Here is a 14,990-nt window from a genome sequence, read left to right as displayed (position 1 = left end):
AGGATAGCTATGGACTGGCCCCGGCTGGGACGGGTGGGTTACCTGAACTGCCTGCCCCTGTTTTATCCCCTGGAGACAGGGCGGGTAAACGTACCGGCCAGAATAGTTGCCGACCACCCTGCGGTTTTAAATAAGGCCTTCCGGCAGGGGGAATTAGAGGTCACGGCTGTCTCTTCCCTGGCTTACGGGCAGTTTGCGGAAGACGCCCTGGTCCTGCCGGGATTATCTATCTCCTGCCGCGGCAGGGTTGGCAGCGTATTCCTTTTAAGCCGGGTTCCGGCAAAGGAACTCGGGGGCCGCCCCCTTTCCCTCACTCCCTATTCGGCCACCAGCGTGGTTTTGCTGCGTATCCTTCTGCAACGGCTTTATCATGTTGCGCCGGACTTTTTTACCCGCCCGACCGGCAGCCCCCCGGATTGGGGGCGACCGGAAGCCCTGCTTACCATCGGGGATGAAGCCCTGCAGGTCGTCCGGACAGGCCGTTATCCTTTCGTCTACGACCTGGGTGAAGAGTGGTACCGGTTAACCGGCAAGCCTATGGTCTTTGCCCTCTGGGTGGCCAGGAAAGATTTTGCGGCTGCCCACCCGGAAAAGCTGGCCGCAATCTGGCGGGCCTTACAGGAGGCCAAGGCCTGGGGAAAAGGCCACCCGGGCACCCTGGCAGCGGCAGGAGCCCGGCGCCTTGGAGTGGAGCCGGAATTTATCGAGGATTATTTTGCCCTTTTAAACTATGACCTGGATTGGCCGCACCTGGAGGGGCTTTTAACCTTTTACGGCCTGGCCCATGGGGAAGGGTTCCTCGCCCATCCGGTGGCTCTGGAGATCTGGGGGGGAGACAATGAAAGAAACTATCGCCTGCAAAGTGCTTGACGGTGAGCGTTTGAGTTTTCACGAAGCGGAGCGTCTTTATCAGGAGGCCGGCCTGCTGGAACTGGGTTACCTGGCCAACCTGGTCCGTCAGAAGCTGCACCCCGAAGGGACGGTCACCTTTGTCGTGGACCGGAATATCAACTATACCAACATCTGCGTCAATGCCTGCCGTTTCTGTGCCTTTTATCGCCTGCCCGGGGATCCGGAAGGCTACCTCCTCAGCCGGGAGGAAATCGGCCGTAAAATCGAGGCGACCCTGGCTACAGGGGGAACCCAGATCCTGATGCAGGGGGGCCTGCATCCCGATCTAGACCTGGCCTGGTTTGAGGACCTCTTTTCCTGGATTAAATCCCGCTATCCGGTCACCCTTCATTCCCTATCTCCGGTAGAAATCGATGACCTGGCCCGGAAGGAAGGGCTGCCGGTGATAGAGGTTTTGCGGCGGCTGAAGAAAGCGGGCCTTGATTCCCTCCCCGGAGGAGGGGCGGAGATCCTCGTCGACAGGGTTCGCAGCCAGGTTAGCCCCAAAAAGACCGGTGCGGCCCGCTGGCTGGAAGTGATGCGCGCCGCCCATGCCCTGGGGATGAAATCAACCGCCACCATGGTTTTCGGGTTGGGGGAAACTATGGCTGAGCGGATCGCCCACCTGGAGGCTGTCCGGCAGCTCCAGGATGAAACGGGAGGTTTTACAGCCTTCATCCCCTGGAGTTTCCAGCCCGGCAATACCGAACTGGGCGGCGTGGAAGCTAGCGCCACCGAATACCTGAAACTCCTGGCCCTTTCCCGGCTTTACCTGGACAACATCCCCAATATCCAGGTCTCCTGGGTAACCCAGGGAACCAAGGTGGCTCAGGCGGCCCTTTTCTTTGGCGCCAACGATTTCGGTTCCACCATGCTGGAGGAAAACGTAGTCCGGGCGGCCGGTGCTTCCTTCCGTGCCGATCGGGAGGAGATTCTTCACTGCATCCGGGCGGCCGGTTTCCGGCCCGCCCAGCGTGATAATGAGTATCATATTTTGCGCTACTACGACGCAGAACCGGTCAACCAGTGAAAGATGCAATTTAAAATCAGGGTAACAACGTCCTCGATATTGTAAGACCAGGAAGCCTCGGCAAAAGTCGCCGGGGTTTCTTGTCTTAAGCAACCGTTTATCTTGAAACAGGTTCTGCACCAGGGTACGGTGCAGGAGTGTGTCTTTAAACCCCAACCGAGCAAGAATTTCCCCGAGTGTCCTGTCTTTTCTTTTAACAATTCATACTAAAAATTTTTAATAAACGCAGGTAATGATTTGCTTCCCTGAGAACATGGTCAGCCAATAAAGGCAAGATAATAGATCTGATTTTACATGCAAGAATGCCCTCCATGCCTTGCCTCTTGAAATCCCTTATCTCTTCAGTTTCCTTCAGGCTTTCTTGGGTAACCTGGGGTAAAAGGGTAATCTGATTGTGCAATGCCAGCGCCTTATCAGTAAGCACGTCAAACTCTTTACCAAAATTAGCGGCTATTTGTATCAGGGTCTCTTCGGTGGGATCTAAAAGTCCCCTGATAAATTTTGCATGTTCGGCCATAATTTTGTTCCAGAAAGCTTCCTGCTCAACTGCAAACCTGATTATATCCGCTATAAGTCGGTTTTGTAATCTCGTGAGTAAACTTACGAACAATATAGCTTCCCTGCGAATGTGGTCAATTAAAAGCGGATAGTTGAATGTAAACATATTGCAAGCCAAAACACTGTCCAGCACTTTGGTCTTAAAATTAATTAAAGCTTGTGTAAGGGCAATTACCTTCTGATTTAAATCAGCAACTCTTTCTACCAGCATTCCTATATTTAATTGTTGTACACCTTTAACCAGGGAAAGCTCCGCCGTGGTAATGCTGGTGTCAATTGGAATGCCGGTATATAACTGAGTTGCCCTTTCAGCATTAAGTGTAAAATCGGTAACTATTTCTCCTGAAGACGCTACGTCGGGATTAATAAATCCATCAGCAAGGGATACAGCTTCTTTTAATAAGGCCTCAAACTGTTTCATAAGAGTATCTGCCTGACGCGCCAGGTCTGAATTAACCGGGGTGAAGGCTCCTTCCAAAAAGAAGGAGTGCTCCTTCATAATCCTTAAAAAGAACAAGTTTAAATCCAGTGACTGCCTAACAAAATCTTCAATTGACAACATTTTTATGCCCCCCTTGTCCAACCATCGAGATACAAATTGCCATGTTGTTATATTTTATGTTGCAGCCAGAATAGATGAGAGGGGGGGGCCTGACGGGATTGCCCGCGGGATCTGCACAAAGAAATCGCTCAGAAGAATGCTGCGGATGGTTACCAAAACTCCATCCGTCAAACCTAAACCATCACGGCAATATCTTAACTTATTCTTATTCTTTTTTGACATTAATTTTATCTGATATACTCCCTTTTTACTTGCCGGCAGCCAATGTTTCTTTAGGCAGCAGCTTCATTTCATTAAATATGAAGAAGGCGGTTATCAGGACTGAAAGGGCGTCGGCAATGGGAGCCGTCTTCCATACGCCGTTGATGCCCCAGAAGCGGGGAAGAATTAGCAGCATGGGGATGAACAGGAACACCTGGCGGGACAGGCTGAGGACAGTCGCCTGGGCCGCCTTGCCCACGGCCTGGAAATACTGGGAACACACAATCTGAAAACCGACCACAAAGATCATGCCGAAAAATACGCCCATCGCTTCAGCCGTCATTGTGGTAAGGGCCGTGTCTCCCTTGCTGAACAATCCGGCAATCTCTTTTCCGGCCAGATACGCATAACTAAAAACCCGCTTACAGAAACGCAGCTGGCGGCGATTACCGCTTTTTTTAAGGTTTCCTTAACCCGATCAAAGCGGCGGGCACCGTAATTAAAACCGATAATCGGTTGCACCCCCTGGCTGATACCCAGGATAGGCATAATTAACAAGGTAATAATGCTCATAAGTATCCCTACTGCCGACAGCCCCAAATCTCTGCTATAGGCCAGAACGGATTTGTTCAGGATTACCTGTTGCAGGCAGCTGGCCAGTTGCAGGGCAAAGGGGGCAAACCCTATAGAAACAATCCTTAAGATGATGGGCAGCCGTGGCCAAAAGTTGCGCAATTTTAATTTGACCAGGCTGCGGCCGGTAAAATAATAGCTTAAAACCCAGACCGTAGCGAAATAACTGGCCCATTCCCGTGGCCAGCGCCGAACCCTTAATCCCCATTCCCAGATGAAAAATGAAGATATAATTTAAAACCGCGTTGATTATCGTACCCAGCACCTGTGTTGACATGGCCATGATGGGGTTGCCTTCCGCCCGGATAAAATTATTCATTCCCATGCCAAGACTGCCAAAGACCGAGCCCAGAATAATAATATGCATGAAATCAAGGGCATAAGGCATCACTTCGGCGCTGGCCCCGAACAGCCTTAAAAGGGGTTCCGGGAAGGACAGATAGACAATGGAAAAACTTAGGGGCAACAATACCAGCAATCCGGCAGCATTGGCGGCCACCACTTCGGCCTCTTTCCTTTTATTTTCCCCCAGCCGGATGGAAATCAAGGCCGTAGCTCCTACGCCTATCAAAAGGGACAGGGCAAGCAATACAGTCATCAGGGGAAAAGCTACGGTTACGGCCGCAATGGCCAGGGTACCAACTCCCAGTCCCACGAATATCCGGTCGATAACGTTATATAAAGCGTTGCACATCATACCTACGATAGCTGGCCATGAAAAGCGCCACAATAGGCGCCCCACAGGAGCATACGCGAGTGCCCAGGAACTTCCTTCCCCCATGACTTCTTCTTCCTTTCACAGGCGTTCGATTATTTCTATAGCCCTTCGCAAGTTCGCTATTAATTCTTCTACCTCTGTTCTATCGAGTTTCTTCAGGATATCGAGGAGTATTTCTTGATGTTCGGCCATAACTCTTTCCATGTGGGCTTTACCCTTGCCCGTGAGGACAACTATGTTTTTTCTCCGGTCACCGGGGGCCTCCATCCGGGCCACAAATCCTATTTCCTCGAGAGAATCCACCAGGGTGGTAACCCCACCCTTCTCCAGGTCAAGCTTTTTGCTAAGCTCACTCGGTGTAGCTTGCCCATCGCAATAAGGAAAGCGATTAACTTTTGCTGATTCTTCTTTAACTTGAGGCTGCACTTTCCCCCCTCCCGAAAGGCGCGAAGGAATTTCTGGTGATGGAGGCCGATAAACTTTATGAGGAGCCTGTGCAACTCTCCGGCCAGTTCTTTGTCTACACCCGCTAACCTGCACGGGTCTGATTCCACAGTCCTTTCCTCCCCACAGTTTTTGACCACCCCTGCCTTAAACAATCAGCTCTTCTTTCTGGTGGTTAGAATTATTATGATTAGAATTCTAATATAAATTGCGGCCGGTCAATTAGTTTTTTGTTAAATCCGGCTGCCCCCGGTCAATTTTTCCTTTTACCATCTAAAGGACTTTTGTAAAAAAGGTTATCACCTCTTCCTTGTCCAAAATATGGCCCATAAGAAAAGGTGATAACCTGTAAATCCGGCTGCCGGGGTATGATCGGTTGGATTTCCAGATAGCATTCTTCACAAAACCAATTAGCGGCGTAGAGCATTATCCGTTCGTCTGCATAAGGATCGGGTACATCTGGCTCTCCTGCTGCCCGCAGGGCCTCTAAAATGTAGATATCCTTAGACATATTTACTTAGAATCCGCGCAAATAATCAGGTCGCAAAAGCCTCAAATCTCTATTCTTTAAAATAGAATCAATCAACTTCAATAACTCTTCTTTATCTTGACTCAAGGTACCTCTTAAAGCCAAATAATTCGAGGCAAGAATGCTTCTAAAAATACAATTTTCTACCTCCAGGTTAGCAACCATAATCCTTAATTTTTCCAGGATTTCATAAGCCGTCGGGAGAGTAAATTTGCCTGACTGCATCTTGCGGTAAAGAATTGTTTTAGGTTCCAGCATCAGAACCAGCGCTGCCAAATAATGAGGGTTTATAAAATTAATTAACTTGGCCGTCTCTTCAGCATGGCGCTTTGAACGTTCACGATCACGGCCCGCCAAACCCAAAATAACCGTAACAGACAATTTAATGCCCGACTGGACGACAGCCTGGGCAGCAGCCACCATTTCCTTATCGTTTACTCCTTTATTGATCTTAGCAAGCAATTCAGGGTCACCGGTTTCAACCCCCAGATGGGCTGGACCCCTTCTCTCCCTGCCTTTTCGTTTCTAGCTTTTTTAGCCAAAAGCCCACGCTTGATATTGTTCCTACTACCCATTCTGACGCTTAAACTCCCGTTTTTCGTGTCTAAAAATCCAGGATCCATTATAACTAACCAATCACATTCGAAGTAGCCATTGTACTGAATTATTGTCCTAAAATGACGTATCCAGCAAATTCGCTATATACAGGTTGCATCACAACCTTGCTCTGTTCAACAAATGCCTTAAACAGGTCCGTCACTTCGGCAACCTTCTCCTTACTCTTAAGCCCGTTTTCCACAGCCGGTGTCAGACACCCACAAAACGGAATAGTAGCTTCAACGATGGGAACCCATCGTTCGGCTGCCTCTCTAGGTGATACCCGACCAAAAGATAAGCGGAACGGATTAGGAACTTTTTTACCACAGAAGGTTTCTAAACACTTAGCCACTGCCGACACAAATAACAATGTAGCTCCTCTATGTCGAAGGAAACTAAGCTGCTTCTTCTGCTCATCGGTCATGGGTTGCCCCGATCGTTCTGCAGCTTTAAGGTCAGATTTCTTATTTTCTATACAACGGAGTAGTGAGTATGCAAATACTATGTGTTCGGCATGTGTTCCTTCATTAAAGTATGTAGAGTATAGTTTGTCTGATGACCAGATATTGGATTTTTCGTTATATGCTGTAACTGGGTCTTGGTGAAATGCCGCTAAGGCTTGTGCGGCAGTATTTGATGGAATTAGGTTTGGCTGGCGGGAGATAGTATCCTGAACTCCACCCCTTCTCCCCCCGAGGTAAGTGGCATTGGGTATTTTTTGAAACTCTTCGCGTAGTCTTTTCTGTACAGCATCGTTACTACGGAAGTCTGCCGCCTCAACCCTGTTTTGGCTGTTGTTATATTGGATAATTGATTGGATCGTTTCCTGGTTATTGCACTTGACAAAGCGAGCAGGAACCATCGCCTCATTGTTTGGAGGATTGGATAACGATCCAATAGCCCCTGTTGTCTGTGCCCCGTTAACTATAGAAAGGCCTTTGATGACAAGTGTTTTTGGATATCCTTCTTCTATATGAAAGTCATTAACAAGTCCTGTGAGGCCATTGTTGAAAACCCAAAAGTGGCCTGGATCATATTTTGCGGTCTCTTTAATTCCGTTGTTAATGTTCCTATCGCTACGCCTGCTTCCTAGGTAGTCGCGTATGTTAGCCGAGAATAATTTAGCCCCATGAGCTTTATAAGCTTCATATAGCCAGTGCGCGGGTACTGCAGTAGCAAACGCGCACCAGTCTTCACTACGTATCTCATAGCCTCCGGAAACTTTGATTCTGAATGTTTCTGTTACCAAGATGGGTGTTAATGAAGCCTGATACCACTCTTCAAGTGTTTGTTGGCCAACTTCCGTGGCTTTAACTTCAATTTCTTCAACGTCGTAGTCTTTGTAGTTTCCTCGTAAGATGTCCTTTGCTATTCCTTCTAATCGTAATAACTCTTGTTCCACGTTTTCAGATTCTATTAGGTTATGTACGTACCAAAAATATATTGAACGAATGCTTTTCGATTCTATCGCAGAGCGAAGCTCTTGGGCGGCAGGCTTAAGGCGATCTGGTAACCCTGATACTGATGGATCTAAGACCCAGGAGGTAGCTCTGAACAACCCGTTAACCTTATTGGAGGGAGCAGAGCGTTTACCGGGCCTTTCAGCCTCGTAACCCTGTGCAATAACAGCATACCCAGAATCTCTATCTACATAAATAAGATCGCAACCTTTATCATCTGGTCCATCGGTCAAGCATTCTGCAGCGATGGAATGAATGTCTTCAATCCTAAATCTCAGTTGCAAGGCAAATAGCAGCCTAGCATTCTTTCCATATTGCTGCAAGTCATCTCTTGCTTGATAGGCGACTTCATAGGGTACTGTTTGATTCATCTTTAGCACGCTCCCCCTTTTTCAACAATTATTGATATATATGGCTTTGACGGATGTAGTACTTCTCCAAAACCCATCCAAGCAACTACCGAAACACATGCTCAGTAAAGTTGCTCTGAAAGGCTTCCTTGTGCGTCTGGTATTTATGGATGTTAACTTCTTCTTACTTCAGATTTAGCCATAATCATTCGATAAAAATATCATTGTGTCCTTGACCTCGTCCCACTCCCATCTGTCCATGCTGATGGCGACAATGCTGTTTTGAAAATGTTTAATATACCGGGAGCTTTTGAAATGGCTGCCTTATTCGCCGTTAATATTTATTCCTCTATTTCTTCTAACACCTGGGGTACATACACCCTTTTAAGCGGTAAAAGTCCCTTATAGCGTGAATCAAACTGCTCGTAGTGCTGCAAGATTAGGTTTACCAGCTCGTCTCCATCAATAAGCCGTAAGTTGCTCTTACTTCTCGCAAAGTTACGAGCCTGGGCAGTAAAGGTTCCCAACGTCACTAGAAGCCCGTATTCACCTGACGCTACTTTGCCATAAAGCGAGGAAACCACCGGGTCGCCGATGCTCCCCTCACTACTCTTTACTTGCACTTTTATGATCGGTGGCTCGAAACCCAACTCATCTTTATGAGCTATAATATCAATGCCGCCGTCCGGCCCCTCCGGTGAAATACGTGTCCGATATCCCATCGTTTCTAGAAGGTGAGCTACGAATTCAGCCAAAGGGTGTCCTTTTAATTCCTGGGAAAGCTGTTTGATGATAAAATCGCGGGTAGTTTCTTCAATATCTTTTGTAACAATTGAAAGAGTATCATCCTTGGAAGGGGGTGTCGGTGTAGTCTTACCTTCAAGTGCGGCCTTAAACTCTTCAGAGTAATTCTTTACCTGAAAAAAACTCATTGCTGAACCGATTTCGTAAAGAGCTCCTTGGGTAAATTTAGTGCGTGGAAGAGATCGTAACCACTTTACCGGGCGAAGGTGAGGATAGCCCTTCCCGATATCAGGGCTGTACTTGTAAGGACCAGCTACCTTCCCGATATGCACTTCTCGGTTTATTTTTGAGGGATAAACAACAATGTCACCGTCCTTCATTTCGTGTACGAACCGGTAAAGTTGTCCGGCGATATTGGGTATTGCACCGGGCTTTTTGTCGGGATAAAACTCTGCGACTTTGGCTTTAAAAGCCTCTCTGTCAGCCTTAAGTGTACTGAGGTCGCCTAACTCATCCCAACCAAGACCAATATAATTCTTTTTTAGAAAGATGGTATCAGCATCACCTGTTTTTCCAGCATGGATACCCCAAACATTGAGCTCTTTTTCGTCCACGTTAATTTCTCCCCAATTTAGTGTTAATAAAGAAAGAGTATACCTTTCTACTATGTTTGTACTGTTTTTATAGTAAGCCCTATAACTAAACCTCAACATTCCTTTTTCTTAATGATTGACTTTCGGACAAGGCGTTTCGTGTAGAATGTACGTAGCTTTAGCAATCGAAATCTCTTAATGAGCCCTATTTAAAGCTGCTTTTCTAATATCGGCATACCATTTCCTGACTTAGTGACCAAGTAACCAATAGCCCGTGTTAAAATTTGCTTTAAAGGAATAATTCGCCATACAGGAATATTATCCTGCTATTTCTTTGTTAACAATCACTTGACGCCATTACTTATGTTAACATACGTTAACATGTTAACCCCCCCAACCAGATCATCGACAGTGGTCTATTTTAAAAATATCGCGCTAGAGTTCGTTTTCAAGCAAGAATACATCAAGAGGCTAATGCCCATTCCCAAGTTATAGGATTATTGGGAAGAGCAACTTCCTCGATGCCCTCTTATGTCTCCCAATAAAAGTGGCAAAAGGGTGTCATATTGAACGCCAACGTTAACACTTACCGGAAATAATGAGAACACGTTTATACGAGCTTTAAGGTCTTACTGGCAACCAGTTGGACTATTTTATCTTCGTAGGTGGTATCCCAAGGGGGCGCTTCTTGTTTCAGCCCGGTTTGGGAATATAGGCGCGCTTGACTGGCTGGGGCCGGTAAGATTTACCTTTGAGACGTTCCGGGAGGCTTTGTATGTTAGCTTCCAGGTTGTCGCCATATTACTCCTTGGTAATCCCATCTATATCGGTAGCCCTATTGCCTTGAGCTCGGTATGGCACCTCCTTAGCATATCCGCATCTATAAGGTGCACGAGGGAAGTGAAACGTTCCTACGGTCGTGTTTGAGCAACTTCCGTTATTCTTGCAAGTTTCGTTGTAAATCCGGTTCCACCTCTGGGCGTGGGAATTGTTCTCCTTACAAGAACGATCCCTTGTTACGGCCTCCCCATCATAAGCAGTCACCCCATATGATTTCTCGCCTCCCATAATCTTTGATACTAGGGGTTGATAACAGTTCATCACAATCACAGCGTTACCTCATACTTCAGTTAGCAGTAGGAATACCATCCTGTCTACTGTTAACGTTTAAAGAGCTAAAGAACGCCTCCAGAGCAATCCTATATTCCCGCTCATTAAGTATACCTTGACGCAGATCAATGGTCATCAACGCCAGCATATTATTTGCCTCTTAATTTTGCCGCAAATATACATCAACTGGCAACGTAGGCATCGGCTTTAATTCCAGACCCTCGCTCTGCTGCTGGCTCTCCTTGCTGACTGCTGTTTCTGCCCTAACGGCAGAATCATTTTCTACCTTATCATCAGAATCATTCTTAATCCAAGGGTCTATATTTACCATATTGAAACGTTCTGATATAACCCGCTTAAGGGCTTCTGAATTTGCCCGTTCATAACCTACTGTTGTTTCCGCTCGCTTATGACCAAGAACCTGCTGCACCGTTCTCGTATTACAGCCCGGTGCAGTAGATATTTCTGTAGCTACAGTGGTCCGCATGTCATGGGAGTTATATTCCTTAACTTTAAAATTGCCTTTATGCAACTTAGCTATAATATCTTTCATCCGTGAGTCACTAATAGAATCACTCTGCCGACTACGAAATACACATTCTTTACCGCCATAACCTCCGTCTTTAAATTCTTTTAGAAGTTCCAGCTACTTTATACATCCAGTCTCACCTATCTACCCATAAAATTATGATTTAAACAATAAAGGCGACCTTTTTGCTACCTCAGCGAATAATGTCCTTACCTGAGGTTTATTTGCCAGCTTGCATAATAAGGGCGGTTAAAATACTATAGCAATAACATGGAGCGATATAAGGAGAATGGCTCACTGAGTGAGACATAACTCCACTCAGTGAGCCATAACTCCGGCCAGTAGTCTATAAGTAATAGAAAAAGTGCTTTTGAGCAAACCTGTAAGCCGAGTTCTGTCTTGGATGGTCATCTATCTAGGACGCCAGTTGCCTGGCGCCTCCAGCGACCTTACCCGGGGACGGGGCGGGCCACCCCTTTTGTCCCCCTATTCGGTCTTGCTCCAGGTGGGGTTTACCGAGCCGGTTAGTCGCCTAACCGCTGGTGAGCTCTTACCTCACCTTTCCACCCTTGCCCGGCACTAAAGTGCCGGGCGGTCTGTTTCTGTGGCACTTTCCTTGGAGTCGCCTCCACTGGACGTTATCCAGCACCCTGCCCTGCGGAGCTCGGACTTTCCTCAGGCGACAGGCGCGCCAGGCGCTTATCGCCCGCGACCATCCGGTTTACTCAAAAGCACTTATCCACTTTTCTTCAGCGGATTTAAATATAACACCCTTTATAGCAATCTGTCAAGGAGGACGGGTAATCCCCATGTTTATTTAGAGTACGTACCACGGTTCCTGCTCTTTCTGGGAGGCCAGGACCATCACTTCCCGCTCCTGTAATTGGTCCTGCAGGTAGGTCACCAGGGCCGGGACGATCAGCCTCTCGGTGGCAAAGTGGCCGGCGTCGATTACAGCCAGGCCTAAACTCTCGGCGGCCCGAGCTTCGTGGAACTTTAAATCCCCGGTGACCAGAACGTCGGCCCCGGCAGCCCGGGCGGTGGTCATGACATCGCTGCCGGCACCGCCGCAAACGGCCACCTTCTTTACCTTGCGTTCCCTGTCCCCCACCACGTTGACCCGGGCCGCCCCCAGGGTTTCCTTCACCTGCAGGGCAAATTCCTGCAGGGGCACGGCCTGGGATAAAACCCCCAGGCGGCCGATCCCTGAAGCCGGGCCTTCGTTGGCCAGGGGGTAGATGTCGTAAGCTACTTCCTCATAAGGGTGGGCCTGCAGCAGGGCCTGGAGGACTTCTTTCAGCCTGCCGGTGGGGACAATGGTCTCCAGGCGGTATTCTTTGACCTCTGTAACCTCCCCTTCCCGGCCTATATAGGGCCGGGTGCCGGCTAGGGGCAGGAAGGTACCGGTGCCGGCCACCCGGAAAGTGCAGTCGGAATAGTTGCCGATCCAGCCGGCCCCGGCCCGGGTAATGGCTTCTCGCACGGTCTTTTCATGATCCTCCGGCACAAAGGTCACCAGCTTATAATACTTCTCCCGGCGGGTGGGCAGGAGGACCTGGATATCTTCCAGTTCCAGCTTTACCGCCAGGTGATAGCTGACGCCCAGATCGGCGCTGTCTAAATTGGTATGGGCCGAGTAGACCATGATGTTGTCCTGGATGAGGCGCTGGACCAGATCGCCCGGGGCTTTGTCAAAACGTAAGGATTTAAGGGGGCGAAAAAATAAGGGGTGATGGCTGATGATGAGATTGGCCCCCCGGGCGGCAGCTTCCACGGCTACCGCCATGGTAACGTCCAGGCAGACCAGAATCCGGCGGACTTCCGCTTCCGGCGAACCCAGCATGAGGCCGACGTTATCCCATTCCGCCGCCAGTTCCGGCGGGGCCAGGGCTTCCATAACGGCTATGACTTCGCTGCACCTGGCAACCATGCTAGCACCTCCCGTATCTCTTCCAGCTGCCGGCTTAAATCCATGAGCCTTTCTTTCGCGCGCGCCCCACGTCCGGCAGCCAGCTGCCGGACGGCTGCTGTTAGCTTTTCCATCTTGTGCAGGAGATAATCCCGCAGCAGGGGGTGGCGGCGCTGCAGCAGGAGGGGCCCTATCCTCCACTCCAGATCGCTGTAAGTTGGGCTTGTACCCTGGCTGGCGGCCAGGATGATATAATAGTGGCCGGCCTCGTAAACAAGATCTTCGTTATATAAATACCAGCCGGTGGCGGCGAGATAGCGGCGCAAAGGCCCGGCTTCCCCCTGGGGCTGGAGAATCAGGCGTTTTAACTCCTGCCGCACCTCCCGCCCGGCCTCCAGGATCCCCTGCTGGGTCAGGGCGCCCAGGCCGGCCATGGTTACCGTGTCTACTTCTCCCGGCTGCAGGGGCGCAAGGCCTTCTCCCAGGCGCACTTCCACCCGCTCCTGGAGGCCGGCGGCCGCCACGGCGGCCAGGGCGCGCCGGTAGGGGCCCGGCGCCGCTTCCACGGCAATCACCCGCGGACAGCGGCCGCTGCCGGCCAGGTACAGGGGAAGATAGGCGTGGTCGGTGCCGATATCGGCAACACGGCTGCCCGGCGGCACCATACCGGCTACGGCCTGCAGGCGCGCCGGGAGCCTGATACCGGCGGCCTCCCCGGCTGCCGCCCTGCTGCAATTTGCGTCTTGATGGTAATTAAAAAAGGCCAGCACCTCACGGTCACCTCCTGACCTCCGCTGCTGGCCTTATTTCCTTTTTTGGTGGGCCCACCCGGATTCGAACCAGGAACCAACCGGTTATGAGCCGGCAGCTCTACCGTTGAGCTATGGGCCCTTTCTGGCTCCCCGGGCAGGGCTCGAACCTGCAACCACCCGGTTAACAGCCGGGCGCTCTACCATTGAGCTACCGAGGATAGCCAACGATTATATTATACCCCGGAATGGCGCTCCGGTCAACAGGCAGATGCTGATTTGGGAACCGGCTGCCGCTATTCCAGGTAGTCTTTCAGTTTCTTGCTGCGGCTGGGGTGGCGCAGCTTTCTCAGCGCCTTGGCTTCAATCTGGCGGATGCGTTCCCTGGTGACGCCAAACTCCTGGCCCACTTCTTCCAGGGTGCGTGCCCGCCCGTCATCCAGGCCGAAACGCAGGCGTAAAACCCGCTTTTCCCTGGGTGTCAGGGAATCCAGGACTTCCTCCAGCTGCTCCCGCAGGAGCATGAAGGAAGCGGCCTCGGCCGGAGCCTGGGCGTCCTCGTCTTCGATGAAGTCCCCCAGATGACTGTCTTCCTCTTCACCGATCGGCGTCTCCAGGGATACCGGTTCCTGGGCGATCTTCATGATCTCCCGTACCCGCTCCACGGGGACATCCATTTCCCTGGCGATTTCTTCGGGCGTCGGGTCCCGGCCCAGTTCCTGGAGCAGCTGGCGCTGTACCCGGATTAATTTGTTGATGGTCTCCACCATGTGCACCGGGATCCTGATGGTCCGCGCCTGGTCGGCAATGGCGCGGGTAATGGCCTGGCGGATCCACCAGGTGGCGTAGGTGCTGAACTTGTAGCCCTTACGGTAATCGAATTTCTCTACCGCCTTGATTAAACCCAGGTTGCCTTCCTGAATGAGGTCCAAAAACAGCATACCGCGGCCGACATAGCGTTTAGCGATGCTGACCACCAGGCGTAAGTTTGCTTCGGCCAGGCGGCGTTTGGCTTCTTCGTCGCCCTGCTCCATCCTCTTGGCCAGCTCGATTTCTTCTTCCGGCGTCAACAGGGGCACCCGGCCGATCTCCTTCAGGTACATGCGCACCGGGTCGTCAATGGCCACGTTTTCAGGAATCGAAAGATCGAGGTCGGGATCGACGGTTTCGCCCTCTTCTTTTTCCAGGGCTTCCAGTTCTACCGGTTCGGGCACGACCTCTATCCCCATCTGGTTGAGCTGTTCGTAAATATCGTCAATCTGTTCGGGGGAGAGTTCGATTCCCTGAAGGGCATCCATAATCTCGCGATAGGTTAAGGCGCCCTGGCTCTTGCCCTTTTCAATCAGCTCCTTGACTTTTTGCCTTTGCTGTTCTTCTTTCACC

At 50.2% G+C, this 14,990-nt stretch carries 12 protein-coding genes, 2 tRNA genes, 1 other RNA gene and 1 pseudogene; 2 read left to right on the top strand and 14 right to left on the bottom strand.

Going from position 1 to position 14,990, the window contains the following annotated elements:
* Positions 1-9: 9 nt before the first annotated feature.
* Positions 10-870 carry a menaquinone biosynthetic enzyme MqnA/MqnD family protein gene (locus tag MCACP_RS03620; protein ID WP_406678022.1) on the top strand — a complete coding sequence of 287 codons (861 nt, stop codon included), beginning with the start codon at positions 10-12 and terminating at the stop codon, positions 868-870.
* Positions 839-1,921 (top strand): cyclic dehypoxanthinyl futalosine synthase, encoded by a 1,083-nt coding sequence (gene mqnC, locus MCACP_RS03615; protein WP_406678021.1) that lies wholly within the window; start codon positions 839-841, stop codon positions 1,919-1,921. The genes MCACP_RS03620 and mqnC overlap by 32 nt, the downstream gene beginning before the upstream one ends.
* Positions 1,922-2,114: 193 nt before the next feature.
* Here mqnC and MCACP_RS03610 read toward each other — a convergent pair whose 3' ends face one another.
* The 14 genes and pseudogenes from MCACP_RS03610 to rpoD all read right to left on the bottom strand — a co-directional run bounded on the left by MCACP_RS03610 (position 2,115) and on the right by rpoD (position 14,989).
* Complete coding sequence (locus tag MCACP_RS03610) at positions 2,115-3,041, bottom strand: DUF2935 domain-containing protein (RefSeq protein ID WP_406678020.1); 927 nt, start codon at positions 3,039-3,041, stop codon at positions 2,115-2,117.
* A 247-nt stretch (positions 3,042-3,288) separates the two neighbouring features.
* Positions 3,289-4,656, bottom strand: a pseudogene (locus MCACP_RS03605) (MATE family efflux transporter).
* 15 nt (positions 4,657-4,671) lie between these two features.
* A complete protein-coding gene (locus tag MCACP_RS03600; RefSeq protein ID WP_406678019.1) occupies positions 4,672-5,019 on the bottom strand; it encodes a MarR family winged helix-turn-helix transcriptional regulator in 348 nt (115 codons plus the stop codon).
* A gap of 271 nt (positions 5,020-5,290) precedes the next feature.
* Entirely contained in the window at positions 5,291-5,548 is a 258-nt protein-coding gene (locus MCACP_RS03595; protein ID WP_406678018.1) for a hypothetical protein, read from the bottom strand.
* A gap of 6 nt (positions 5,549-5,554) precedes the next feature.
* Complete coding sequence (locus MCACP_RS03590) at positions 5,555-6,028, bottom strand: hypothetical protein (RefSeq protein WP_406678017.1); 474 nt, start codon at positions 6,026-6,028, stop codon at positions 5,555-5,557.
* A gap of 202 nt (positions 6,029-6,230) precedes the next feature.
* Positions 6,231-7,994 carry an AIPR family protein gene (locus MCACP_RS03585; protein WP_406678016.1) on the bottom strand — a complete coding sequence of 588 codons (1,764 nt, stop codon included), beginning with the start codon at positions 7,992-7,994 and terminating at the stop codon, positions 6,231-6,233.
* Between the two features lie 320 nt (positions 7,995-8,314).
* Entirely contained in the window at positions 8,315-9,331 is a 1,017-nt protein-coding gene (locus tag MCACP_RS03580) for a restriction endonuclease (protein ID WP_406678015.1), read from the bottom strand.
* 1,249 nt (positions 9,332-10,580) lie between these two features.
* Positions 10,581-11,066, bottom strand: a complete 486-nt coding sequence (locus MCACP_RS03575; RefSeq protein ID WP_406678670.1) for a tyrosine-type recombinase/integrase — start codon at positions 11,064-11,066, stop codon at positions 10,581-10,583.
* Positions 11,067-11,316: 250 nt separating this feature from the next.
* An RNA gene (gene rnpB, locus MCACP_RS03570) (RNase P RNA component class A) lies at positions 11,317-11,677 on the bottom strand.
* Between the two features lie 89 nt (positions 11,678-11,766).
* Positions 11,767-12,879, bottom strand: a complete 1,113-nt coding sequence (locus tag MCACP_RS03565; RefSeq protein WP_406678014.1) for a Nif3-like dinuclear metal center hexameric protein — start codon at positions 12,877-12,879, stop codon at positions 11,767-11,769.
* Positions 12,852-13,628: a tRNA (adenine(22)-N(1))-methyltransferase gene (locus MCACP_RS03560; RefSeq protein WP_406678013.1), complete on the bottom strand. Its 777-nt coding sequence runs from the start codon at positions 13,626-13,628 to the stop codon at positions 12,852-12,854. Before MCACP_RS03560 ends, MCACP_RS03565 begins: the two co-directional genes overlap by 28 nt.
* A 46-nt stretch (positions 13,629-13,674) precedes the next feature.
* Positions 13,675-13,749 (bottom strand) — tRNA-Ile (locus MCACP_RS03555).
* 4 nt (positions 13,750-13,753) lie between these two features.
* Positions 13,754-13,828 (bottom strand) — tRNA-Asn (locus MCACP_RS03550).
* A gap of 75 nt (positions 13,829-13,903) precedes the next feature.
* Positions 13,904-14,989: an RNA polymerase sigma factor RpoD gene (gene rpoD, locus MCACP_RS03545; RefSeq protein WP_406678012.1), complete on the bottom strand. Its 1,086-nt coding sequence runs from the start codon at positions 14,987-14,989 to the stop codon at positions 13,904-13,906.
* Position 14,990: the final 1 nt, after the last annotated feature.

Origin of the sequence: Neomoorella carbonis (assembly GCF_045278715.1) — a bacterium.
Classification (GTDB): domain Bacteria; phylum Bacillota; class DSM-521; order Neomoorellales; family Neomoorellaceae; genus Neomoorella; species Neomoorella carbonis.
Note: the sequence above shows the minus strand (reverse complement) of the source record. Positions and strands in the feature narration are given on the sequence as shown.